This window comes from Kitasatospora viridis, assembly GCF_007829815.1.
Classification (GTDB): Bacteria; Actinomycetota; Actinomycetes; order Streptomycetales; family Streptomycetaceae; genus Kitasatospora; species Kitasatospora viridis.
In genome coordinates this window covers 6,085,597-6,108,630 of the sequence record NZ_VIWT01000001.1, presented here as the reverse complement: position 1 = coordinate 6,108,630, position 23,034 = coordinate 6,085,597, and the positions used below count along the sequence as shown (strand labels likewise).

Annotated in this window: 16 protein-coding genes and 1 pseudogene; 8 read left to right on the top strand and 9 right to left on the bottom strand. The window is 73.0% G+C overall.

Annotated elements, in window-relative coordinates; genetic code table 11:
- A pseudogene (locus tag FHX73_RS27280) lies at positions 1-3,979 on the bottom strand (hypothetical protein); the annotation flags it as partial.
- Positions 3,980-4,245: 266 nt separating this feature from the next.
- Here FHX73_RS27280 and FHX73_RS27275 point away from each other — a divergent pair.
- Positions 4,246-5,436 (top strand): glycosyltransferase family 39 protein, encoded by a 1,191-nt coding sequence (locus tag FHX73_RS27275; protein WP_145907956.1) that lies wholly within the window; start codon positions 4,246-4,248, stop codon positions 5,434-5,436.
- A gap of 36 nt (positions 5,437-5,472) precedes the next feature.
- Here the strand turns inward: FHX73_RS27275 and FHX73_RS27270 are convergent, their stop codons facing one another.
- The gene (locus FHX73_RS27270; protein WP_145907955.1) at positions 5,473-6,057 is read right to left on the bottom strand and encodes a fasciclin domain-containing protein; all 585 of its coding nucleotides are present in this window, start codon (positions 6,055-6,057) and stop codon (positions 5,473-5,475) included.
- Positions 6,058-6,345: 288 nt separating this feature from the next.
- Positions 6,346-6,570: a hypothetical protein gene (locus tag FHX73_RS27265; RefSeq protein ID WP_145907954.1), complete on the bottom strand. Its 225-nt coding sequence runs from the start codon at positions 6,568-6,570 to the stop codon at positions 6,346-6,348.
- Positions 6,571-7,090: 520 nt separating this feature from the next.
- On the opposite strand from FHX73_RS27265, the gene FHX73_RS27260 reads away from it, so the two are divergent.
- Both FHX73_RS27260 and FHX73_RS27255 read left to right on the top strand, forming a co-directional pair.
- The gene (locus tag FHX73_RS27260) at positions 7,091-7,297 is read left to right on the top strand and encodes a cold-shock protein (protein WP_145907953.1); all 207 of its coding nucleotides are present in this window, start codon (positions 7,091-7,093) and stop codon (positions 7,295-7,297) included.
- A gap of 247 nt (positions 7,298-7,544) precedes the next feature.
- Positions 7,545-8,384: a hypothetical protein gene (locus FHX73_RS27255; protein ID WP_145907952.1), complete on the top strand. Its 840-nt coding sequence runs from the start codon at positions 7,545-7,547 to the stop codon at positions 8,382-8,384.
- 24 nt (positions 8,385-8,408) lie between these two features.
- Here the strand turns inward: FHX73_RS27255 and FHX73_RS27250 are convergent, their stop codons facing one another.
- The 4 genes from FHX73_RS27250 to FHX73_RS27235 all read right to left on the bottom strand — a co-directional run bounded on the left by FHX73_RS27250 (position 8,409) and on the right by FHX73_RS27235 (position 11,542).
- Positions 8,409-9,161 (bottom strand): SMI1/KNR4 family protein, encoded by a 753-nt coding sequence (locus FHX73_RS27250; protein WP_145907951.1) that lies wholly within the window; start codon positions 9,159-9,161, stop codon positions 8,409-8,411.
- A gap of 122 nt (positions 9,162-9,283) precedes the next feature.
- Positions 9,284-10,072 (bottom strand): HAD family hydrolase, encoded by a 789-nt coding sequence (locus FHX73_RS27245; RefSeq protein ID WP_145907950.1) that lies wholly within the window; start codon positions 10,070-10,072, stop codon positions 9,284-9,286.
- Positions 10,069-10,512 (bottom strand): GNAT family N-acetyltransferase, encoded by a 444-nt coding sequence (locus FHX73_RS27240; protein ID WP_145907949.1) that lies wholly within the window; start codon positions 10,510-10,512, stop codon positions 10,069-10,071. Before FHX73_RS27240 ends, FHX73_RS27245 begins: the two co-directional genes overlap by 4 nt.
- Before the next feature lie 79 nt (positions 10,513-10,591).
- Entirely contained in the window at positions 10,592-11,542 is a 951-nt protein-coding gene (locus FHX73_RS27235) for a patatin-like phospholipase family protein (RefSeq protein WP_145907948.1), read from the bottom strand.
- An 81-nt stretch (positions 11,543-11,623) separates the two neighbouring features.
- Between FHX73_RS27235 and FHX73_RS27230 the strand changes: the two genes are divergently transcribed.
- Positions 11,624-12,346, top strand: a complete 723-nt coding sequence (locus FHX73_RS27230) for an SDR family oxidoreductase (RefSeq protein ID WP_145907947.1) — start codon at positions 11,624-11,626, stop codon at positions 12,344-12,346.
- A 70-nt stretch (positions 12,347-12,416) separates the two neighbouring features.
- Here FHX73_RS27230 and FHX73_RS27225 read toward each other — a convergent pair whose 3' ends face one another.
- Both FHX73_RS27225 and FHX73_RS27220 read right to left on the bottom strand, forming a co-directional pair.
- The gene (locus FHX73_RS27225) at positions 12,417-16,385 is read right to left on the bottom strand and encodes a Pls/PosA family non-ribosomal peptide synthetase (protein WP_145907946.1); all 3,969 of its coding nucleotides are present in this window, start codon (positions 16,383-16,385) and stop codon (positions 12,417-12,419) included.
- A gap of 514 nt (positions 16,386-16,899) precedes the next feature.
- Positions 16,900-17,643: an NUDIX hydrolase gene (locus FHX73_RS27220; RefSeq protein ID WP_246213746.1), complete on the bottom strand. Its 744-nt coding sequence runs from the start codon at positions 17,641-17,643 to the stop codon at positions 16,900-16,902.
- Positions 17,644-18,091: 448 nt separating this feature from the next.
- Between FHX73_RS27220 and FHX73_RS27215 the strand changes: the two genes are divergently transcribed.
- Genes FHX73_RS27215 through FHX73_RS27200 form a run of 4 tightly spaced genes read left to right on the top strand, consistent with a single transcriptional unit; the run spans position 18,092 to position 23,010 of the window.
- Entirely contained in the window at positions 18,092-19,447 is a 1,356-nt protein-coding gene (locus FHX73_RS27215) for an ABC transporter substrate-binding protein (protein ID WP_145907944.1), read from the top strand.
- On the top strand, positions 19,444-20,319 hold the full coding sequence (locus FHX73_RS27210; protein WP_145907943.1) for a carbohydrate ABC transporter permease: 876 nt from the start codon (positions 19,444-19,446) through the stop codon (positions 20,317-20,319). Before FHX73_RS27215 ends, FHX73_RS27210 begins: the two co-directional genes overlap by 4 nt.
- Positions 20,319-21,164: a carbohydrate ABC transporter permease gene (locus FHX73_RS27205; protein ID WP_145907942.1), complete on the top strand. Its 846-nt coding sequence runs from the start codon at positions 20,319-20,321 to the stop codon at positions 21,162-21,164. Before FHX73_RS27210 ends, FHX73_RS27205 begins: the two co-directional genes overlap by 1 nt.
- A 52-nt stretch (positions 21,165-21,216) precedes the next feature.
- Positions 21,217-23,010: a glycoside hydrolase family 36 protein gene (locus tag FHX73_RS27200; protein ID WP_170305041.1), complete on the top strand. Its 1,794-nt coding sequence runs from the start codon at positions 21,217-21,219 to the stop codon at positions 23,008-23,010.
- Positions 23,011-23,034: the final 24 nt, after the last annotated feature.

The window sequence follows — 23,034 nt, the reverse complement described above, 5'->3', positions numbered from 1 at the left end:
TCTCCACCGCCGGACACGTCGCGGTCCCGTTGCTGATCGGACAGTTGGTGCCATCGGCAGCCGCCATGCTCGGGTTGAGCACACCCACCGGGACGGCGTCACTCACCACCACATTGCGCGCCCGCGACGGACCGTTGTTGGTGACAGTGACCCGCCACTGGATCTGCTGACCCGGCACCACCGGATCCGTCAGCAACACCTTCGAGACCGTCAGACTCGCCTGCTGCGACGGCGAACTCGACGGCGACGCAACAGCCGTCCGCACCGATGCGGACGGATCCGGCCCACCCGTCACCGTAGCGGTGTTGGTAGGCGTCGTGGTCGTGTTCGGGTCCAGCGTCCCCGTCAGCGTCCAACTCACCGACCCGCCAGCCGCGATCTCCACCGCCGGACACGTCGCCGTACCGTTGCTGATCGGACAAGGCGTGCCGTCGGCAGCCGCCATGCTCGCGTTCAGCACCCCCGCCGGAACCGCGTCACTCACCACCACGTTCCGCGCCCGCGACGGACCGTTGTTGGTCACCGTCACCCGCCACTGAATCTGCTGACCCGGCACCACCGGATCCGTCACCAGCACCTTGGCGATGGTCAGCCCGGCCTGCGGGGTCGGCGAACTGGTGGGCGTGGCCACGGCGGTGCGGACCGACGCGGACGGGTCGGGGCCGCCGGTCACCGTCACGGCGTTGGTCGGCGTCGTGGTCGCGTTGGGGTCGAGGGTGCCGGTCAGCGTCCAGGACGCGCTCTGGCCGGCCGGGATCTCCACCGCCGGGCAGGTGGCGACGCCGCCCGCGATCGGGCAGTCGGTGCCGTCCCGCGCGGTCATCCTCGCGTTGCCGACCCCGGCCGGCACCGTGTCGGCCACCACCACGTTCCGGGCTCGCGACGGGCCGGCGTTGAACACCGTGACCTGCCACTGGATCTGCCGGCCCGGCACCACGGGGTTGGTGAGCAGGACCTTGGTGACCGTCAGATTCGCCTGCGGCGAGGGCGAGTTCGACGGCGAGGCCACCGCCGTCCGCACCGAGGCGGACGGATCCGGACCACCCGTCACCGTCGCACTGTTGGTCGGCGTCGTGGTCGCGTTCGGGTCCAGCGTGCCGTTCAGCGTCCAACTCGCCGACCCGCCCGACGCGATCTCCACCGCCGGACACGTCGCCGTCCCACCGGCGATCGGGCAGGACGCGCCACCGGCATCCGCCGTCATCGTCGCCCCGGTGACGCCTTCGGGGATCCGGTCGCTCACCACGACGTTCCGCGCCCGCGACGGACCGTTGTTGGTCACCGTCACCCGCCACCGGACCGCCTGGCCCGGCACCACGGGATCCGTCAGCAGCACCTTGGAGATCGTCAAGTTGGCCTGCGGCGAGGGCGAGTTCGACGGCGAGGCCACCGCCGTCCGCACCGAAGCAGACGGATCCGGACCGCCCGTCACCGTCGCCGTGTTGGTGGGCGTACCGGTCGCGTTCGGATCCAGCGTCCCCGTCAGCGTCCAACTCGCCGACGCCCCGGCCGCGATCTCCACCGCCGGACACGTCGCCGTGCCACCGGCGATCGGACAGGACGCACCACCCGCGTCCGCCGACATGGTCGGGTTCAAAACACCCGCCGGCACCGCGTCGCTCACCACCACGTTCCGCGCCCGCGACGGACCGTTGTTCGTCACCGTCACCCGCCACCGGACCGCCTGGCCCGGCACCACCGGGTCCGTCAGCAGCGTCTTAGAGATGGTCAGCTTGGCCTGCGGGGTCGGCGAACTGGTGGGCGAGGCAACGGCGGTGCGGACCGACGCGGACGGATCCGGGCCGCCGGTCACCGTCGCGCTGTTGGTCGGCGTAGTCGTCGCGTTCGGATCCAGCGTCCCCGTCAGCGTCCAACTCGCCGACGCCCCGGCCGCGATCTCCACCGCCGGACAGGTCGCCGTGCCGTCGGTGATCGGACAGCTCGCGCCACCGGCGTCCGCCGACATGCTCGGGTTGAGCACCGCAGCCGGCACGGCGTCGCTCACCACCACGTTCCGCGCCCGCGACGGACCGTTGTTGGTCACCGTCACCCGCCACCGGATCTGCTGACCCGGGATCACCGGATCCGTCACCAGCGTCTTGGAGACCACCAGGTTGGCCTGTGCTCCCGGCGGGATCGGGTTGGCGGTGCTGGTGCAGTTCGGCGAGCAGCCCGGATCGGCGGCGCCGCTCGGCGGGGTGACGGTGGCGCGGTTGTCGAGCGAGCCGGTCGCGTCCGCCGGCACGGTGCCGGTGAGCGTGTAGGTCACCTGACCGCCCGCCAGGACGTTGACCGTGGTGCCGATGTTCCCGGTGCCGGTCGCGGTGCTGCCGCAGCTGCTGCCGGTGGAGGCGGTGCACGCCCAGGTGAAGCCCTGGATCGAGGCGGGCAGGGTGTCCCGGACCGAGGTGCCGACGGCGTCGGACGGGCCGCTGTTGCGCACCACGATGGTGTAGGTCAGCGGCTGGCCGGGCACGTACGGGTTCTTGTCCGGGGTCTTGGTGACGGACAGTCCGGTGGTGATCCGCCCGGGCGTGTCGACGGTGCTGGAGCAGGTCGGGCCGCAGTTGGGGTCCGTGGTGGCGGTGGGCCGGGTGACCGTCGCGGTGTTGCTCAGCGTGCCGGTGGTGCCGGCGGGCACGGTGCCGGTGATGGTGTAGGTCACCGAGTCGCTCGCGGCGATGGTGGCGGTGGTGTCGAGGCTTCCGGTGCCGGAGGCGGTGCCGCAGCTGCTGTTCGCCCCGGCCGCGCAGGTCCAGGTGAAGGCCGAGAGCGCCGAGGGCAGGGCGTCGCGGACGGCCGCGTTGGTGGCGGGCGCCGGGCCCGCGTTCCGCACGGTGACCGTGTACGTGAGGGCCTGGCCGGGGACGTAGGTGGTCGGGGCGGCGGTCTTCGTGATCGAGAGGCCGACCTGGGTCGTCCACTCCAGGGTGACCTCGCCGTTGCCGCCGTTGGTGGTGCCGCCGCCGTTGCCGATGCCGGTGGTGTAGAGCGGGTCGTTCGTGCCGGCGGCCGCGCCGCCCTGGCCGTTGGCGCTGCTGTTGGAGCCGTTGCTGGTGGTCGCGTTGGTCACACCGGTGCCGCCGGTGTAGCCGGAGCCGCCGCCGCCCATGCCGTTCGCGGGGCCGCCGGAGACCTGGCAGGCGCCGCCGCCACCGCCGTAGTACCCGCCGCCGCCACCGCCGCCGCCCTCGAAGCCGGTGTTTCCGCTGCCGTTGCCGCCGCCGAACTTCGAGCCGGCGCCGACCGTGCCGCAGGACGTCGACGTGGCCCCGGCGCCACCGGCGCTCTGGGTGCCGCCCCGCCCGGAGAGGGCGGGCTGGTTGTCCTGGCCGCCGGTGCTGCCGCCGCCTCCGCCACCGGCGGGGTTGCCGCTGTCCGCGCCCGGCGAGGAGCCGCCGGCGCCGCCCGCGATCAGCAGCGGGGTGCCGCCGTAGTTCCCGTTCCAGATGGCGCTCATGCCGCCGCCGCTGGCCCCGGTCGCGCTGACGCTGCCGGACGGCCGCCCGATGCCGCCCGCACCGCCGCCGCCGTAGGTCGAGCTGGTGCTGTTCATCACCCCGCCCTGGCCGGAGGTGATGGTGAGCCGCTGGCCAGGTGTCACCGTGAAGGTGCCGATGGTGAAGCCGCCACCACCGCCACCGTACTGGCCGGTGTAGTACGCGCTCGGCGAGCCGCCGCCGCCCGCGCCCCAGAGCCGCGCGAAGAGGCTGGTCACACCGGCCGGCACGGTGAAGCTCTGGTCGCCTCCGCTGTAGGTGAACCGGGCGCAGTTGGTGTAGGCGCCGGTGGGCGTGCAGGCCACCTGGGCGCGCTGGCGCTCGGGCAGGCCCTGCGGCGCGTACGCGGACTGCGGCGAGTACGCGGGCTGGGCGGCCGCGAGGGCCAGCCCGCTCTGCGGCACCAGGCAGAGCAGCGCGAGCACACCGCGCACCGCCGCCGAGAACCGACCGCCGAACCGCGACTGCACCGGAGCCATCCGGCTTCTCCTCTCACGGCCGCGCACCCCGCCCCCGCCGCGAGGGCGGGGGCAACGGGCACCACGGGGGAGCACGCGAACGTACACGTGCGCGACCAGGGGTAGCCGAGATAAAGCGCACCTAACGATCAGCTGACGTCGTGTCATCTGATGTTCTGTCGGAATCCGCGCTTTCGGCCTAGCCCGGGGTGCCGTTCGGCGCAACTCACCGGCCGGGCCGAGGCGCCGCCGACCGGGTGCCCGGCGCCGGACCGTACCGTCCCGACATGACCGACTGCGCGCTCGAACCGCCCCCGGCCGCCCTGCCCCCGGTCGAGCCGGCGACGGCGCTGCCCGCCGCCCGGCTGCGCCGCTGGGCGCGCGAGGCGGCACCGCCGCTGCTCCTGTACGGCGTGGTCTGCGCGGTCCAGCTCGGGCTGCTCGCGCTGCTGCGCCGGCCCGGCCAGCCGTCGGTCGGACGGCTGTTGCTGAGCTGGGACGGGCGGCTCCTGCTGGAGGTGGCCGAGCACGGCTACCCCGCCCCCGGTCCCCCTCTCGGGGCCGGCGGCGCCTGGCTGGGCAGCAACCTGGCCTTCTTCCCGCTCTTCCCGGCCCTGGTCCGGGCGGCCCACGAGCTGACCGGTCTGAGCTTCGGCGACTCGGCGCTGCTGGCCTCCCGGACGGCCGGCGCGGTCGCGGCGGTGCTGCTGCACCGGTTGTTCGCCCGGCTGTACGACCGCCGGACCGCGCTCTTCGCCGTGCTGCTGGTGCTGGCGCAGCCGATGGCGGTGGTGCTCGGCATGGCGTACAGCGAGGGCGTCCTGCTGGCCTGTGCGGCGGGCGCGCTGCTGGCCGCGCACCGGGGTGCCTGGGGCCCGGCGGCGCTGGCCGGGGCGCTGGCGGGCCTGACCAAGCCGAGCGGGTTCGCGGTCGGCCTGGCCCTGCTGCTCGCGGCCGCCTCGGGCCCGCGCGGGCGGCGGTGCCGGCCCGCCCTGCCGGCGGCCCTCGCGGCCTGCCTGGCGACGCCCGGCTACCTGCTCTGGGTGGGTCTGCGGACCGGACGGCTCGACGGCTGGTTCCGGATCCAACGGGCCGGCTGGGGAACCGAGCTCGACTGGGGGCGGCAGAGCTGGGACTACCTGGTCGACCAGCTGGGCGGCGGCACGGGCTGGGTGGACGTGAGCGTCGCGCTGCTCACCGTCGCCGCCGTCGGCGGCTGCCTGCTGGCGCTCGGCCAGCGCCCCTGGCCGCCGCTGGCGCTCTACGGCGTGCTGGTCACCGCGCTCGCCCTGGGGCAGAGCGACTACTCCTCGTGCAAGCCGCGCCTGCTGGTGCCGGGGCTGCTGTTCCTGCTGCCCAGTGCCGTCGCGCTGGGCCGGGCCCGGGCGCGCACCGCCTGGTCGCTGGCGGGTGCGGCGGTGCTGGCGGGCAGTTGGTACGGCGGGTACCTGCTGACCATCTGGCAGGCGGTGATCTGACGCACGGGCGGGCGGGCCCGCCCGTGCGGGGCTGCGTCAGCCGAAGGCCGGCACCTGGTCCAGCAGTTCGAGCCGCGCGTTCGTCGTCTTGATGCTGCCGCAGAGCAGCCGGGCGCCGCCGACCCGCAGGTCGTCGTCCTTGCCGGTCGCGTCGAGCACGGCGCCCTGCAGCGAGTTGTACTGCTTGCCCTGGAGGTCGGCCCGGCGCAGGTCGCGCACCACGATCAGCTTGCGGACCAGGTCGCCGGCGCCTTGCTGGGTGGTGAGCGCCTTCTTCTGGTCGTCCGTCAGCTTGGCGAAGGCCGCGTCGTTCGGCGCGAAGACCGTGACGTTGTCCATCGAGTCGAAGATGTCCTTCGCCTTCGCCGTCTTGACCAGCGCGGACAGCTGAGTGAGGTCCTTGGCCTGGTCGATGGCGTCCAGCACCGGCAGGGCACCCATCGAGGCCAGGCTGCCCGGGCCGTCGCCCGGCAGCGAGGCGCAGTCCTGGCCGAACGCCGTCTCCGGCGGCGGGGGTCCGGCGATCGCCGGTGCGGCCCCGTCGGCACCGGCGCAGCCGGCCAGCGGGGCGAGCGCGAGCACCAGCACGGCCAGCAGACTCGGGTGAATGGTCGATCGCATGGGCGGAGCCCCTCCTCGCGTGTTCGGGCCGCGGCCCCAGCAGGCCGTAGAGATGGCCCGGGCGGCACGCCCAGATGCTGACACCGCGTGCCCGCCACGGTCGGCAGGCAGGGCGCGGCTCGCCACGGCCGTCACCTGACCGGCGGCGCGCCGGGGTCGAGGTGCTGGTGGAGGAGGGGGAGCGAGGAGTTCCGGCCGGCCGGTTCGGCGCGCGCCGAAGGACCGGTCCGCGCGCGCCACAGCGCCCGGCGCGCGCAGGGTCCGGTGATCACGCCCGGATGATCACGCTCAGAGTTTGAACATGCCGCTGAACGGTTTGGTGATGCGTTCCTCCCTCGTCCCGAAGTCGACGAGGACCGCTGTTTCGCCGCCGCCCTCGACGGCGACGACCCGGCCGAGGCCGAAGCTGTCGTGGGTGACGCGGTCGTCCACGGCGAAGCGCTTGAGCGGCGTCTCGACCGGGGCCTTGAAGGGACTGGTGGGCAGATGCCGCCGTGCTACTGATTTCGTCATTCCGATCAGTATGCGCCGAAATCTCGGCGGCGGACCCCCGACGAGGGTTCGAATTCGCATCGGTCGGATTTTCGACCCACTCCGTTCACCCCACGACCACGGCCGGGCCGCCTGTGGCGGTTGGTCCTGGTGGGCCGGAGCAACCGTGTTCGAGCTCACGTGTCGGTCCGCGCGCCGGTGCCGACACGCGGCGCGCCGGCCCGATCGAGCTGGTCGGAGCACCCGACTTCTCCCCCAACCGGCCCGTCGCAGGGGCCCGTTGACCTGCCGGTGACCCCGGGGCGGCGGCCCAGGGAGGGGGTCGCCGCGAAACTCGTGCCGGAATTTCTCACCGTTGCCCCACGGGGCCTGCTACAGTCGAAGCAGTTGCAGTAGTGGTTCCCATGAACTTTGTGTGCGCCTGCTGGTGTTTCGCAGGCGCATTTTTTGTTTCCCGGCTCTTCCCCGGGTGGGCGCTCATCGCGGCGACTCGGAGCACACGCTGTGTGCGCTCCGGACTGCCCCTTGAAGGAGATTTTTAATGGCTAATGGCACCGTGAAGTGGTTCAACTCGGAAAAGGGCTTCGGCTTCATCGAGCAGGAGGGTGGCGGTCCGGACGTGTTCGCCCACTACTCGAACATCCAGGCCAACGGTTTCCGTGAGCTGCTTGAGGGCCAGAAGGTCGAGTTCGACGTCACGCAGGGCCAGAAGGGCCCGCAGGCGGAGAACATTCGTCCCGTCCAGTAGTAGTACTCCTGCCAGGGCACCTGCCTGGTAGCGAAGGGCCCGCACCGTGCGTCCGCACGGTGCGGGCCCTTCGGCGTTCGGACACCCTCGGCACCGGCGCCGAGGATCTCGGGGCCGAGGATCTCGTGGGGGCAGCGGTGACGTGGGGCTTGGCGCAGTGGAGAATGGGGCGCCGCGCAGCGTGACGGATTGGGCGCTGTCGGATTCCGTGCTGGTTCACGTAGATCGATGAGGTTTGCCTGTGTCCGTGTCCGCAGAGTCGCCCGGCTCGTTCGGTCCCACCGAGCCCGAGGATGCCGCGCCCGCCGACGACGCGGTGCGAGAGGTGCTGATACGTTTCCGCGAAGCCGCGACCGACGCGCCGTCGGACGAGGCGAAGCTGCACCTGCTCGACCTGGTGGCCCGCGAGATGACGGCGCGGCTGGGCCGGTTCGACCGGGAGACCCTGGTCACCTGGCGCGAGGTCGGCTGCCAGCAGGACAGCGACGGCAAGTCGGCCGCCGCGGTCCACCTGCTCAGCCAGGTGGTGACCGACATGGCCCAGGAGCTCGGGCCGGCCGACCCGGACACCCTGGTGGCCCACCTGGAGCTGGCCACCGCCATCGGCAACAGCGGCGATCCGCGCGCCGCCATGCAGCGGTTCCAGGAACTGCTGCCCGCCCTGACGGCCGTGCACGGCGCCTACGACGCCCGGGTGCTCACGGTGCAGGTGCGGCTCGCCGCGAACCAGGCCAAGGCCGGCGACGTGCTCACCGCCGTGCAGCAGCTCCAGGGCCTGATCCCCTGGCTCCAGCAGAACCTGCCGGTCGGCCACCCGCTGGTCGGCGAGGCCCGGTGCGCGCTGGCCCGGCTGGTGCCGACCTTCCGCCACCTCACCGGCACCCCCAACGGCACGGGGCTGGGCCCGATCGAGGCGGTCGCCATGGTGCACCGGCTGCTGGTCTGGGACTTCGCCAGCGATGCCGAGGCCAAGACCTGCATGGACGAACTCGGCCGGTTCACCGGCAAGAAGGGCATCGCCTCCCGGTTGACCTCGGTCCCGGAGAACATGCCCGCCGAGCAGGCCGCGGCGATGCTGCTCGCCTGAGCGGCGGCGCCGATACCAGTGCCGTCAGTTCACCCACTGGCAGGGGAAGTCGGCCCGGACGGCGGCCAGGTCCGCCCGGGTCAGGCCGCGGGCGTGCAGCCAGCCGAGCGGCTCCGTGCCGTCGAGGCGCAGCAGCCGGCCCGGGGCGGCGTACCAGCGGATCGGGGAGTCCTGCGGACCGACCCAGTGCGGCAGGTCCGGCAGGTCCACCCGGGTGTAGCGCTGGCCCAGCACCGGCGCCAGCTCGGCGGGCAGCTCGCAGGAGTCGGCCCGCTCCGGCTCGATCCCGCAGGCGAACAGCGTCTCGCCCAGCAGGAGTTCGACCCAGGCCTGGGACATCCGCGGCAGGAACGGCAGCCAGCCGTCCTGCGGCGAGCGGACGGCCACCGGCGGGTCGTCCTCGTCGAGGCGGTCGAACGGGATGCCCCAGAAGGCCGCGTCCTGGTTCTCCCGGCGGAAGACCAGGTAGCCGTCGATCTCGCCGAGGCCGGCCACCGGGACCAGCGGGTCCTGGTGGCCGGTCAGCTCCGGCCGCCCGGCCAGCAGCCGGTAGCCCTCGCGCAGTGCGAGGGGCAGCGGGTAGCCGAACTGCCGCTCCTCGTCGTCCAACTGATGGTCAATCAGGTCGCTCGGGCACAGCGAGTGGCCGCTCCAGGTGGCGGCGAAGGAGCGGACGAACTCCAGCGCGTGGTCCAGGTCGCGCACTCCCCCGCGCAGGGCGGCGGCGACGTCGCGGGTGTCGAGCACGGGTGCCTCGGCCGGAGGTTGCACTGTCATGGACCGCACGCTACGTGATCCGGCAGCTGCGGGTACGCACAGTCCGGCCGGGCGGTGGGAATTGCCGAAAGGTCCCGGGGCCTTCGCGACCACAGGTTCGTCGGCGACCGGCTGAATGGCCGTCAGTGCGCGCAATGCGCGTACTGGGCGCACTGCGCGGTCGCCGAGGTGAAGTCGGGGGCATGACGGACCGTCGGGCGGGAAATCTCCTGACAGGTGCTCGGGTCGCAGAGGTGAACGGCGGGCCAACCGCCTGTTTCCGCAAGGGCCAGATCGGTGCGCGCGCTGTCGCCGACGAGAAGGTGGACGGGGCGGCCGGCGAGCTCGGCGCGCAGCGCGGCGGCGAATCGCGGGTCGTCCTTCGCGAACCCCAGTTCCGCGGTCACGAAAATCCGTGCGAAGAACGGGGTGAGCCCGGCGAGTTCCACTTTTCGGCGTTGCAGCGTCCGGCAGCCCTGGGTGACCAGCCAGAGGTCGTGCCTGGCGGCCAATTCGGCGAGCCGGCCGGGGACTCCGGGCAGCGGGCGGGTCAACTCCGCCCGGCGGGCCCGGAACAGCACCGCCATCCGATCAGCCACCCGATCGGCCGATGGAGCGGCCGCGCTCAGCCGGGAGAGCGCGAGCCGCCACGCGCGCCGGTCGTGCTCCCGCAGCCGCGCCGGCACCTCCAGCCCGGCGAAGTCCACCCAGAGCGCCTCCCAGGAGCTGACCTGCGCCAACTCGGGATGCTCCCGCCCGGGTTCGGCCCGCCAGGCCTCCCGGACCGCGGCCAGCACGGTGTCCACGGCCGCCACGGTGTCCGGGAGGGCGCAGCCGCGCAGGGTGTCCGCGATCGCCCGGCGGGCCGCCGGGACGTCGGGGACCAGGGTGTCGTCCAGGTCGAGCAGCAGCACCGGCCGGGCGACCGTCACCCGCGCGGCTCGCGCACCATGAAGACGTCCACCGGATCCTCGCGGTCCAGGGTGAACCCGAACCGCTCGTAGAGGCGGCGCGCGGCGCTGCCCTGCAGCACGTTGAGCCGCACCGGGGTGGCCTCCTGGTCGCACCGGTCGAGCAGTTCGCGCAGCACCGCGCCGCCGATGCCGCGGCCCTGCAGCTCCGGGGCCAGGAAGAAGTGCTCCAGCCAGTAGCCGTCCTCGGCCGGCCGCAGCGCCACGCAGCCGACCGTCGCCGCCCCGAGCTCGACGATCCAGGTGTGCGACGGCTGGTAGGCGTCCCGCAGCCGCTGCCGCACCCGGGCCCCGTCGTAGCGGCCCAGCCGCTCCAGGTCCGGCCGCATCACCACCGCCCGCAGCTCCACCAGCGGTTCCAGGTCGGCGGGCGTGGCCGCGCGCATCGTCCAGTCGTTCATGATCGTCACCCTAGTGACCGCGGCGCAGCCCCCGGCGGGGCGTCCGGTCGGTGGACGGCGCGGGCCGCCACGGCGCGGGTCAGACCAGTGCCGCCTCCAGCACCTGGCGGGCCGCCGACCGGCCCGCCTCGAAACCGCGGATCAGCGTCTCGCCGTCCCGGGCCAGCCGGCTGACGTGCGGGGCATCGGCGTCCGGGTGGATGGTCAGCAGCGCCGGGCCGGCCGGCGGGCGGCCGAGGAAGGTGTCGTCGGCGTGCCGGTTGGTGCCGCGGGCCAGGTAGGAGTCCCGCAGCGGCAGCGGGTAGCGGCGCAGCGCGGTGCCGGCGATCAGCCGCGAGCCGCGCGAGGGGGCGGCGGGCGGCGGCGCGGGCCGGCGCGAGCGCAGCACCAGCACGTGCGTGGCCCCCTGCGCCAGCGCCGTGCGGAACGGCACCGACTCGGCCAGCCCCGCGTCGAACCACCGCCGCCCGCCCAGCTCCACCGGCCGCCCGGCCAGCACCGGCAGCGCCGCGCTGGCCCGCAGCGCGAGCCGCAGCTCGGCCGGCCCGGTGAGGTAGGGCCGCAGGTCGACGGCCTGGCCGGTGAGCACGTCGGTGGCCAGCGGGTGCAGCGTGATCGGGTTGGCCAGCACTGTCGCGAAGTCCATCGGCGCCACGTTCACGTACAGGTGCTCGATCAGCCGCCGGACGTCCACCACCGGCCGCCCGATCCACGGGTTCCAGAGCCGGATCGTCTCCCGGGCGTAGGCCGGTTCGGCCCAGCCGCGCAGCAGTTCGGGCTCGCCGCTGAGCAGCCAGGCGCCGGTGATCCCGCCGGCCGACGCACCGTAGACCGCGTCGAAGGCGGGCAGCAGCCCGGCCTCGTGCAGGGCCAGCGCCATCCCGGCCGAGACGGCGCCGCGCATCCCGCCGCCCTCGACGGCGAGCGCGATCCGCCGCCCGTCGGTGCGCGCCCCGGGCCGGCTGGCGCTGCGCAACCGGTCGGCGAGGGCGGCGAGCACCGCGTGCGGGTTGGCTTCCTGCTGGTTCATCGCGAGGGCTCTTCCTGAGAGAATGCCGACAACTTCGGGTACTGCTCGGGGTGCTGGGACTCGGAACAATGGGGAGGGACCGTGCTCAAGGGTAAGACCGCCGTGGTGACCGGTGGTTCACGCGGGATCGGGCGGGCGATCGTGGAGCGGCTGCGCCGCGAGGGCGCCGAGGTGGTGTTCAGCTACGCGAGCAGCGCGGATGCGGCCCGGGAGATCGAGGCGGAGGTCGGCGCGCACCCGATCCGGGCCGAACTGTCCGACCCCGCCGAGGCCGAGCGGCTGATGGCAGAAGCGCAGGAGCACCTCGGCGGCCTGGACATCCTGGTGAACAACGCCGCGCCGACCTTCGCCCTGACCACCATCGCCGAGACCGAGCTGGCCGAGTTCGACCGGATCCTGACGGTGAACGCCCGCTCGGCCTTCCTGACCATCCGTCATGCGGCCCGGTCGATGCGCGACGGCGGGCGGATCGTCAACGTCTCCACCGCCAACACCTTCCGCTCCTCCCCCAAGATCGCGCCGTACGCGGCGAGCAAGGGCGCGCTGGAGCAGCTGACGAGGGTGGCGGCGCTCGAACTGGGCCGCCGGGGCATCACGGTGAACACCGTCTCGCCGGGTGCCACCGACACCGACATGCTGCGCCACACCGCCGATCAGCCGATCCTGGACGCGGCGGCGGCGATGACCCCGCTGGGGCGGCTCGGCGAGCCGGCCGACGTGGCCGACGTTGTCGCCTTCCTGGTCGGCCCGGACGGCCGCTGGATGACCGGCCAGAACCTGCGGGCGACCGGCGGCCTGGCCTGAGACGCCCGCAGGCCCCGCCCGAATTGACATCGGGCGGGGCCTGCGGGCATTGCGACTCACTGACGGTCCGTCAGCGGCGGGCGGCGGCCCGCCGTCCGGCGATGCGGTGCCGGCCCCGGCTCTGCTGCGGTATCCCGGCCGAGCTGGTGGTCGGCCAGGCGGCCACCGGGTTGCCGATCCACCGGGTGCTGGCCGGGATCGACTCGCCGCGCATCGCCAGCGAGGCCCCGCCGATCGAGGCGCCGGCGCCGATCGTGGTGCCGGGCAGCACGATCGAGTTGGGCCCGAGCGTCGAGCCCTCGTCCAGCTCCACCACGTCCAGGCGCATCACCCGGTCGTGGAAGAGGTGGGTCTGCAGCACGGTGCCCCGGTTGACGCTGGCGCCGGGGCCAACGGTGATCAGGTCGGCCTCGGGCAGCCAGTGCGTCTCGCACCAGGCACCCCGGCCGATCTTCGCGCCGAGGCTGCGCAGCCACAGGTTCAGGTAGGGCGTGCCGAGCAGCGCCTGGCCGCCCCAGGGCATGGCGAGCTCCTCGACGAAGGTGTCGTAGAGCTCGTTGCGCCACACGAAGCTGGACCACAGCGGGTGCTCGCCGACCCGGAACCGGCCGACCAGCAGCCACTTGGCGAGGGTGGTGACCAGGCAGGCGGCCACCGTGGCACCGGCCGTTATCACGCCGCCGACGGCGAGCGCGGCGGCCGTCCCGTCCTGGTCGATCACTTCCTGGAACGCACCGAAGACCAGGTCGCCGAGCACCACGGTGAGCACCACCGGCAGCCAGCGGCAGCTCTCCACGGCGGCGCGGGCCAGCATCAGCCGCCGCGGCGGGTCGTAGGTGCGGCCCTCGTCGCCGGCGTCGGCGACCCGGGGCAGCTCGATCCCGGGCCGGCCGAGCCAGGAGGAGCCGGGCGCCGATGTGGCGGGCGCGTCGGAGAGCACGCCGACCAGCGCCCGCTCGGGCAGCTCCCGGTCCGCGCCGACGATGCCGGAGTTGCCGACGAAGGCCCGCCGGCCGACCCGCGAGGGCCCGATCCGCAGCCAGCCGCCGCGCACCTCGAACGGGGCGATCAGGGTGTCGTCCGCCAGGAAGGCGCCGTCCTCGACGTGCATCTGGCCGGGCAGCGCGAGCACCGTGGAGGCCTCCACCCGACGGCCGACCCGGGCTCCGAGCAGCCGCAGCCAGAGCGGGGTGAGCAGGCTGGCGTAGACCGGGAAGAGCGAGCTACGGGCGGTGTCCATCAGCCGGCTGACCGCCCAGACGCACCAGGCGACCTTGCCGTGCGCCGAGTGGTAGCCGGGTTCGATCGGGCGGCTGAACAGCCGGATCAGCACGATCAGCAGCAGCGCGTAGCAGCCGACGCTGACGAAGGTGAGCAGGGCGCTGGCGGGCAGCAGCTGGAACAGTACGGTGCCCAGCGTGCGATCGCTGTCGACCAGCGTGTAGATCGCCAGCAGCGCGGGCACGGCGGCCAGCAGCGGCAGCAGGCCGAACAGCGTGGTGCCGAGGCCGTAGGCCAGGTTCCAGCCGCCCCGGCCCGTCCGGCCGGCCCGGCGCGGTGCGGGCCAGGGCTGGGTGGGCTCGCTGCTGGGCCGGGCCGGCGCGCCGTGGTAGTGCTGGCCGGCCGGGACGGTGTCGAGCACGCAGCTGCCGGGGGCGACCTCGGCGGCGGTGCCGATCCGGGCGCCGGGCATCAGGGTGGACCGGGTGCCGACCCGGGCGCCGGCGCCGATCTCGATCGAGCCGAGGTGCAGCAGGTCGCCGTCGAGCCACCAGCCGGCCAGGTCCACGCCGGGCTCCACCGAGCAGTCGGCGCCGAAGCTGGCCAGTCCGCTGACCGGCGGCAGGGCGTGCAGGTGGACGCCCTTGCCGACCTTGCAGCCGAGCAGCTTGGCGTAGCGCCCGGCCCACGGGGTGCCGACCAGCTGGGTGGCGCCGAACGCGGTGACGACCCGCTCGGCGGCCCACAGCCGCAGGTGGGACAGGCCGCCGCGGGGGTAGCTGCCGGGTCGCAGCCGGGCGGTGAGCACGCGGACGCCGACGCCGGTCAGCAGCAGGCGGCCGGGCAGGCTGGCGAACAGCAGCAGGCCGGTGATGATCAGCCACCACGGGGTCTTCGGGGCCCAGGCCAGGTGACCGCCCATCAGGTTGTCGACGGCGGCGACTCCGAGCACCCAGCGCACGCTGGTGACGGTGTAGAGGACGGCGAGCACCAGGGTCTGGAAGACCGCGGCCCGGCGCGGGGTGCGGCGCACCCGGCGCTGCTCGCCGGGTCCGCCGTCCTGGCCGGCCAGCGCGGTGGCCAGGTCGCCGAGCACCGGGTTGGCGTAGAGGTCGGCGACCGAGACGCCGGGGTAGCGGCTGCGCAGCACCGAGATCAGCCGGGCGGCGACCAGGCTGGAGCCGCCGAGCGCGAAGAAGTCGCTGTCGGCCTGCACGGGCAGGCCGAGGGTGGCCTCCCACTGTTCGGCGAGCCAGCCGGCGGCGCCGGTCAGCCGGGGGCGGGGTCCGCCGTCGGTCTGGCCGAGGCCGGGCAGCGGCCAGGGCAGGGAGTTGCGGTCGACCTTGCCGGAGGTCTTGGTGGGCAGGTGTTCGACGACGGCGAGCAGTGGGACCAGGGCGGCGGGCAAACGTTCCTGCAGGAGTTTGCGGGCCAGCGTGAGGTCGGGCTGCTCCCCCGGCTGCGGCACCAGGTAGCCGACCAGCAGCTGGGTGCCGGCCGGGTTGGTGCGCACGGCCGCGGCGGCGGCCCGGATGCCGGGCAGCGCCTGCAGCGCCGCGTCCACCTCGCCCAGCTCGATCCGCCGGCCGCCCAGCTTGACCTGCTCGTCGGCGCGGCCGACGAAGAGCAGGCCGCGCGGGTCGGCGATCACCAGGTCGCCGCTGCGGTAGACCCGGCCGCCGGGCAGCGCGGGGTGGGCGGTGAACTTCTCGGCGTCCTTGGCCGGGTCCAGGTAGCGGGCGGTGCCGACGCCGCTGATCAGCAGTTCGCCGGTCTCGCCCCAACCCACCGGGTGGCCGGCCTCGTTGACCACGGCCAGCTGCCAGCCGTCCAGCGGCGAGCCGATCCGGACCGGCTCGCCGGGGAACATCTGGGCGGCGGTGGCGACCACGGTGGTCTCGGTCGGCCCGTAGGTGTTCCAGAACTCGCGGCCCGGGGCGGCGATCCGGTCGACCAGTTCGGGCGGGCAGGCCTCGCCGCCGACGATGACCAGGCGGACCCGGTCCAGGCACTCCTGCGGCCAGAGCGCGAGCAGGGTGGGCACCGTGGAGATCGCGGTGACCCCGCGCTCGACCAGCCAGGGGCCGAGGTCGGTGCCGGCCTTGACCAGCGAGCGGGGCGCCGGGACCAGGCAGGCGCCGTGGCGCCAGGCCAGCCACATCTCCTCGCAGGAGGCGTCGAAGGCGACGGAGAGGCCGGCCAGCACCCGGTCGCCGGGGGCGAGCGGCTGGTGCCGCAGGAAGATCCGGGCCTCGGCGTCGACGAAGGCGGCGGCGGAGCGGTGGGTCACGGCGACGCCCTTGGGGCGGCCGGTGGTGCCGGAGGTGAAGATGATCCAGGCGTCGTCGTCCGGGGTCGGGCCGGCGGTGCGGCCGCCCGGGGGGACCAGCCGGTTCAGCGCGACCCGGCGATCCGCGCCGATCACGGCGCAGACCCGGGCGTCCTGCCAGATCATCTCGGCGCGCTCGTCCGGGTCGTCCGCGTCCACCGGGACGTAGGCGGCGCCGCAGGCGAGCACGGCGAGGATGGCGACGTACAGGTCCGGGGTGCCGGAGGGAACCCGGATGCCGACCCGGTCGCCGGCGCCGATTCCGTGCTGCTTCAGCCACTCGGCCAGGGAGCCGACCTCGCGCAGCAGTCCCTGGTAGTCGAGGACCGTGCCGCCGGCGTCGAGCGCCGGTGCCTGGGGGAACGCGTGCGCGGTGGTGAGCAGGACATCGAGCAGGGTGCGGGCCTGCGGCGCCGGGGTGGCGGGCCAGACGGCGACCTCACGAGCGGACCGGTGCAGGGTGGGCACCGGGTCGTGGCTCGCAGCCATTGGGTATCTCCCTCAAGTCTCTGAACTGTCGAGTACGAAGCGACTGAGTCGGGTACTGAGCCGTGTACTGCACCGGAAAGAGGGTAGGTGATCTTCCGGGATGGACAGTGTTCTCATCAACCTTGCCTGAACGCAAAGCTTGCCCGCGTACGCAAGGATAAAATCAAAGCAAATTTTCATACTGTCGTTCAGCAGTGCGATCCATCACACGGGGATGGTCGATGGATCGACAAAGCGGCAGTTCAGTACGGTAACGACCGAGGCGTGACGGGGAACTGACCGGTCGTTGAATTCCGATGGACTCCCAGTCCCACGGATCGAGTCCGGCAACCGGCGGATGAACAAATCCGTAAGCGGTGATCGAGATTCGATGGGGGCGGCCCGGACTCTCCTTCAATGAATCTCAACTCGGCCTTGTTGCGGAGACATTCGTATACGGGATGTCAGTACGGCAATCCGCCCGCAGCACAAGTCCAGGGTCGGACGAGGGAGGGCGCCCGGCGCGACCTGGTGATCAGTCTCCCGGCGGCCGTTCGAGCTCGTGGAAGCGGGTCGCGACCGGGGCCAGGTAGTCCACCAAGGTGCCCTCCAGCAGGGCGACTTCCGCCGGATCGGCGATCAGCGCCAGACGCTCCAGCTCGGGCTCGCGGCCCTCGGCGCGCTCGGCGGCGGCCAGCAGCGCGTACTGGTCGAGCAGTTCGGCGGCCGGGCGGGCGGGGGCGCGGAAGTGCACGCCCGTGCTGCCGTACCGGCCCCGGGTGACGAAGCGCAGGTCAAGGGCTTGTGGAGGTGTGACGATGCCCACCTCCTCAACCAGTTCGACGGTGGCGTGGCGGCGCAGCGCGGCCAGGTCGAGCGGCCGGCCGGGTTCCGGCGGCTCGACCGAGCCGCCGGGCAGCTGCCAGCGGCCCGGCGCCGCGGTGCTCGCGGACTCCCGGCCGAGCAGCAGTCGGCCGTGCTCGTCGGTCTGCAGCACGGTGACGAAGAAGCTGCCCACCCGCCGGGCGCCGGGCACCCGGCGCAGCGCCCAGTAGCGGAAGCCGATCGGCGCCCAGCGGATCTCCAGGGCCTCGGACCCGAGCCCGGTCACGCCGGTGCAGGTGGTCACCGGTCCGTCGAAGAGCGCCGGGTTCTCCGCCACCGCCGCGGCCCAGGCCAGCTCCATCGCGGCCAGCTGCTCGGGCGGCACCTCGGGCGGCGGCGTCTCGACCAGGCTCAGCCGGCGCACCTCGAACAGCTCGACCGGTCGCTCGTTCACCCGTCCATCGTGGCACGCCCGGGCGCCCCTGCGCGCAAGCCCCCTGACGGAGCGACAGGTGGCCGGGCGCCCGCTGCGGCCGCCCCTCGCGCACATGGCCGCAGCGGGCTGTGGGGCCCTCGCCCGGTGAACATGATCGAACACAATCAACCCCGAGTCAACGCCCTGACGCCAACTCCTCCGAGCCCGCACTGAAAGCCGAGTGATCATCCAACTCCCTTGTCCTGCACGGCTCGTAGCCAAGATAGCGGCTGAGCTGCGGCAATCCGTGCACGCTGTTTTCGCTCTGCGCGTCGAAAATTCTGCGCAAACCATTGTTCAGATCCGTTCGATTGGCTACATTCCTGCTCGGTCGCCGGTACGTCGGGCGGCCGAGATCCGCGTGCCGAGCGGCCACAGGCGTCGGCACGCCTCCAGGGAGGAAGGCCCCGGTATGGGCGGCAGAGTCATGGGAGAGCCGAGTCGGCGCGGGTTCCTGAAGGGGTTGGGCGCCGCGGCGCTGGCCGCGGGCGGGGCCGGCACGCTCTCCGCGTGCGGTGGTTCCAGCAGCACCGGTGGCGCGGTCACCGGCGGCACCGGGGAGCCCTCGGGTTCCATCACGGTCTGGAGCTGGAAGAACCCGGCCGCCGAACTCCGGGCCCTGATACCGGCGTTCAACGCCGTCCACCCCAAGGTGAAGGTCACCGTCCAGGACATCGGCAACCCGGCCATCTGGGACAAGATCACCATCGGCATGGAGGCCGGCGGCCAGGGCCTCGGCGACCTGCTGCACATCGGCGTGGACTACCTGCCGAACTACATCGAGAAGTTCCCGAACGGCCTGGCCGACCTGTCCAAGCTCGGCGCGGGCCAGTACTCCAACGCCTTCGCCCCGGGCCTGTGGCAGACCGTCTCGCGCGGCGAGAAGGTCTACGCCCTGCCCTGGGAGGCCAACGCGGGCAGTTTCTTCTACCGCGACGACCTGTTCCGCAAGGCCGGCGTCGACCCGGCCACCCTGGCCACCTGGGACGACGTGATCGCCGCGGGCAAGAAGGTCAAGGACGCCACCGGCACCGCGCTGGTGGCGATCGACAAGTCGGCCTCCGCCGCCGACTCGGCCAACCTGTTCCAGCTGCTGATGCAGCTCCAGGGCGTCTTCTACTTCAACACCGACGGCAAGATCACCCTCAACTCCCCCGAGGCGGTCCGGGCGCTGACCCTGGTCAAGGAGCTCAACGACGCCGGCCTGGTGGTCGACGTGCAGGGCTCGCCGGGCACCTCCACCTACGACGCGGCGGTCAAGGCCGGCAAGGTCGCGGTCTGCCCGGACCCGGCCTGGTACGGCGGCTACATGGAGACCTTCGCCACCGACAGCAGCGGCGACTGGCGGGTGATGCTCCCGCCGGCCGTCACCGCGGGCGGCTCCCGCTCGGCGATCGTCAACTCCACCCACCTGGCGGTGGCCGGCACCAGCCAGAACCAGCGCGCCGCCTTCGCCTTCGCCGAGTTCGCGCTCACCCGCCCCGAGTCGCAGGTGCAGATCTTCAAGGACAAGGGCATCTTCCCGGCCTTGCTGAAGGCCTACGACGACCCGGTCTTCCACCAGCCGGACCCGTTCTTCGGCGGACAGAAGTACGCGGAGGTCTTCATCGCCGAGCTGTCCAACCCCTCGACGCCGACCAACTACACCGCGGACTACCCGCGTGCGCTCAAGCTGATCGACGACGCCCAGACCAAGGTGCTGCTGCAGGGCGCCGACCCGGCCGCGGTGCTCAAGGACGCCGCCGGCCAGCTCGCCCAGCAGACCCACCGGGCCCAGGCATGACGGCTCGCACCACCCGGGCGGGCAGCCGCCTGGCGCCCTACCTGTTCGTCCTGCCCGCGCTGGTCCTGTTCGCGGCCTTCCGGCTGTACCCGATCGGCTGGTCCTTCGTCCTGAGCCTGTTCCACACCGAGGGGATGGAGCAGAGCTGGACGGGGCTGGGGAACTACCAACGGCTGGTCCACGACCCGCTGTTCTGGAAGGCGCTGGGCAACACCCTGGAGATCCTGGTGATCCAGGTGCCGGTGATGCTCGCGATCGCGCTCGGCCTCGCGGTGGCGCTCAACTCCGCGCTGCTGCGCTGGAAGCCGCTGTTCCGACTGGGCTTCTTCCTCCCCGTGGTCACCGGCCTGGTCACCTACGGCCTGCTGATGGGCGCACTGCTCAACCCGGACTCCGGCGCGGTCAACTGGCTGCTGCACGTGCTCGGCCTGCCCGAAGTGCACTGGCTGACCGACCCGTTCTGGGCCAAGGTCTCCGTGATGCTCGCGCTGACCTGGCACTACACCGGCTACAACGCGGTGATCTACCTGGCCCGGCTGCAGGGCATCCCGGACGAGCACTACGAGGCCGCCGCCGTGGACGGCGCGGGCGCCTGGCGCCGGTTCTGGCACATCACGCTGCCCGGCCTGCGCCCCGCCCTGCTGCTGACCGTGGTGCTCTCCACCATCGGCACCCTGCAACTGTTCGACGAGCCGTTCATCATGACCGGCGGCGGCCCGGACAACGCCACCACCACCATCGGCGTGTACCTCTACCAGACCGGCTTCCGGTACTTCGACTTCGGCTACGCCTCGGCGATCGGCTACGCCATGGTCCTGATCATCTCGGTCTTCGGCCTGATCCAGACCCGGCTCGCCAAGGAGGAGGACTGATGGCCCGCACCGGACCCGCCTTCCGCGCCTCCACCCGCGGACAGGTGCTGCTCACCGGCTTCATGCTGGCGCTGCTCGCGCTGACCGTCGCGCCGCTCTACTGGCTGGTCATGGCCAGCACCCACAGCTCGCACGAGATCTTCACCCGCCCGCCCAAGCTGCTGCCGGGCAGCGACCTCGGCGCCAACCTGAGCCACCTGCAGTCCTCCGTCGGCTTCGGCCGGGTGGTGTTCAACTCGATCGCGCTGGCGGTCTGTTACACCCTGCTCGGCGGGGTGGTCTGCACCCTGGCCGGCTACGGCTTCGCCAAGTACTCGTTCCGCGGCCGCGGTTTCCTGTTCTCGGTGCTGCTGCTCGCCCTGGTGGTGCCGACCCAGCTGACCATCGTGCCGCTGTTCAAGATGATGGTGGACCTGGGCTGGCTGAACACCTACCAGGCCGTGCTGCTGCCCAACCTGGCGCTGCCGTTCGGCATCTTCCTGATGCGCCAGTCGATGAAGTCGCTGCCCGACGAGCTGTTGCAGGCCGGGCGGATCGACGGCTGCGGCGAACTCTCGCTGTTCTTCCGGATCGCGCTGCCCACCATGCGCCCCGCACTCGCGGCGCTGGCGATGTTCCTCTTCCTGTTCCAGTGGAACGACTTCCTGTGGCCGCTGGTCGTGCTGCGCGACCCGTCCTCCTACACCATCCCCGTCGCCCTGGCCACGCTGACCGGCAGCTCCGACGTGGACTACGGCCAACTGCTCACCGGCACCGCCGTCTCGGCCGTCCCGATGGCCGTGCTCTTCCTCTTCCTGCAGAAGCACTTCGTCTCCGGCATGCTCGCCGGCGCCGTGAAGGCCTGACCCGGTGCGCCCGACCGCAGGTCCACCCGTCCCCCTCCCAGAAAGGCCCCCCGTGGAGACCGGCTCCATCGACCTCGCTGTGCTGCCCACCTTCACGCCCGACCAGTGGCACCCCGGCGCCCTCGGGCTGGAGCTGCACGGCGCCCGGATCAATGTCCAGGCCCCGCACGGCGCAGTGGAACTGACGAGCAGTCAGGACACCGTCGAGGTCACCGCGACCGAGCAGGTCGAGCTGACCCTGCGCCTGGACGTGCCGCTCGGCGACGCGGCCGGCTACTGGCACCCGAACGCCGGCTGGGTCCGCACCCTGCCCGCCGACTGGTCGCCGTGGCGGGCCGTCTCGCTGATCGACTCGGCGCCGGCCGGTGTGCTCTACGACGCCGAGGGCCTGGCCCTGCTGGCCTTCGGCGCCGACCGCACCGCGCAGCAGACCGCGATCCGGTTCGGCGTCTCGGAGGAGCACAAGCGCTTCGGCGTCTGGCTGCGCTGCCGGCTCGCCGCCGGCGCCGCGCTGCGGGTGCGCCTGGCCGCGCCCGGCCGGACGGTGGCGGGCGCGCTGCGCGAGCTGCGCGACTGGTTCGCCGCCCTGCCCGGCGGCACCCCGCTGCCCACCCCCGGCTTCGGCCGCACCCCGGTCTACTCGACCTGGTACGCCTTCACCCAGGACGTGTCGGCCGCCGAGGTCGAGCGGGAGGCCCGACTCGCCGCCGAACTCGGCTTCGGCCAGCTCTACTTGGACGACGGCTGGCAGCTGCACGCCAGCGGCCGGGGCTACTCGGGCTGCGGCGACTGGCAGGCCGACCCGGCCAAGTTCCCGGACCTCGCCGGGCACGTCGCCACCGTGCGGGCGCTGGGCCTGCGCTACACCGCGTGGATCGCCCCGCTGCTGCTCGGCGAGCGCTCCGCCGCCCACGCCGAGTGGGCCCGGCTCGCCCCACACCACGACCACGTGCTGGACTGCCGGATCCTCGACCCGCGGCACGCCGAGGTGCGCGAGCACATCGTGCGCACCTGCCGGGAGGTGGTCGAGCGCTACGACCTGGACGGCCTGAAGATCGACTTCCTGGACGAGGCCGCCGCGGCCTACACCGGCGCGCCGATCCCCGAGCAGATCGGCACCGGCTACGTGCACGACGTCGGCCTGGCGATGGCCCAGCTGCTCACCCGGCTGTGCGGGGAGCTGCGGGAGCTGCGCGGCGACGAGTTCGTGATCGAGCTGCGCCAGCCCTACACCGGCCCCGCGATGACCGCCTTCGGCAACCAGCTGCGGGCCAACGACTGCCCGGCCGACGCGCTGGCCAACCGGATCCGCACCCTGGACATCGGCCTGCTGGCCCCGGGCGGCGCCGTCCACTCGGACATGCTGATGTGGGACCCGCAGGCCGCCCCGGCGACCGTGGCCCGCCAGTTCCAGGGCGCCCTGCACGCCGTCCCGCAGATCTCCACCCGGCTCGCCAACCTCTCCGACCCGCACCGGCGGACCCTGGCGTTCTGGCTGGCCACCTGGCAGCGGCTGCGGCCGGCGCTGACCGGCGGCCACTACGAGCCCGGCCGCCCGGACGAGCTCTACCCGCAGGTCGCGGCCCGGTACGACGACCAGTTGGTGATCACCAGTTACGTCGACCGGCCCGCCGCCCTCGACACCGCGGGCTGGCGCTCCCTCACCCTGATCAACGCCACCCCGGCCGGCCGGCTGCTGCTGGACGTCACCGGCCCGACCCGGCAGGTGCGGTTCGAGGTCTTCGACCCGGCCGGGCGGCCGCAGCCGCCGCTGGAGCTCGCCCTGACCCCGGGACTGCACTCCCTCGCCGTCCCGCCGGGCGGGCTCTGCCAGGTGACCGAGTGACATAGTTACCGCCGATCGGGCAGC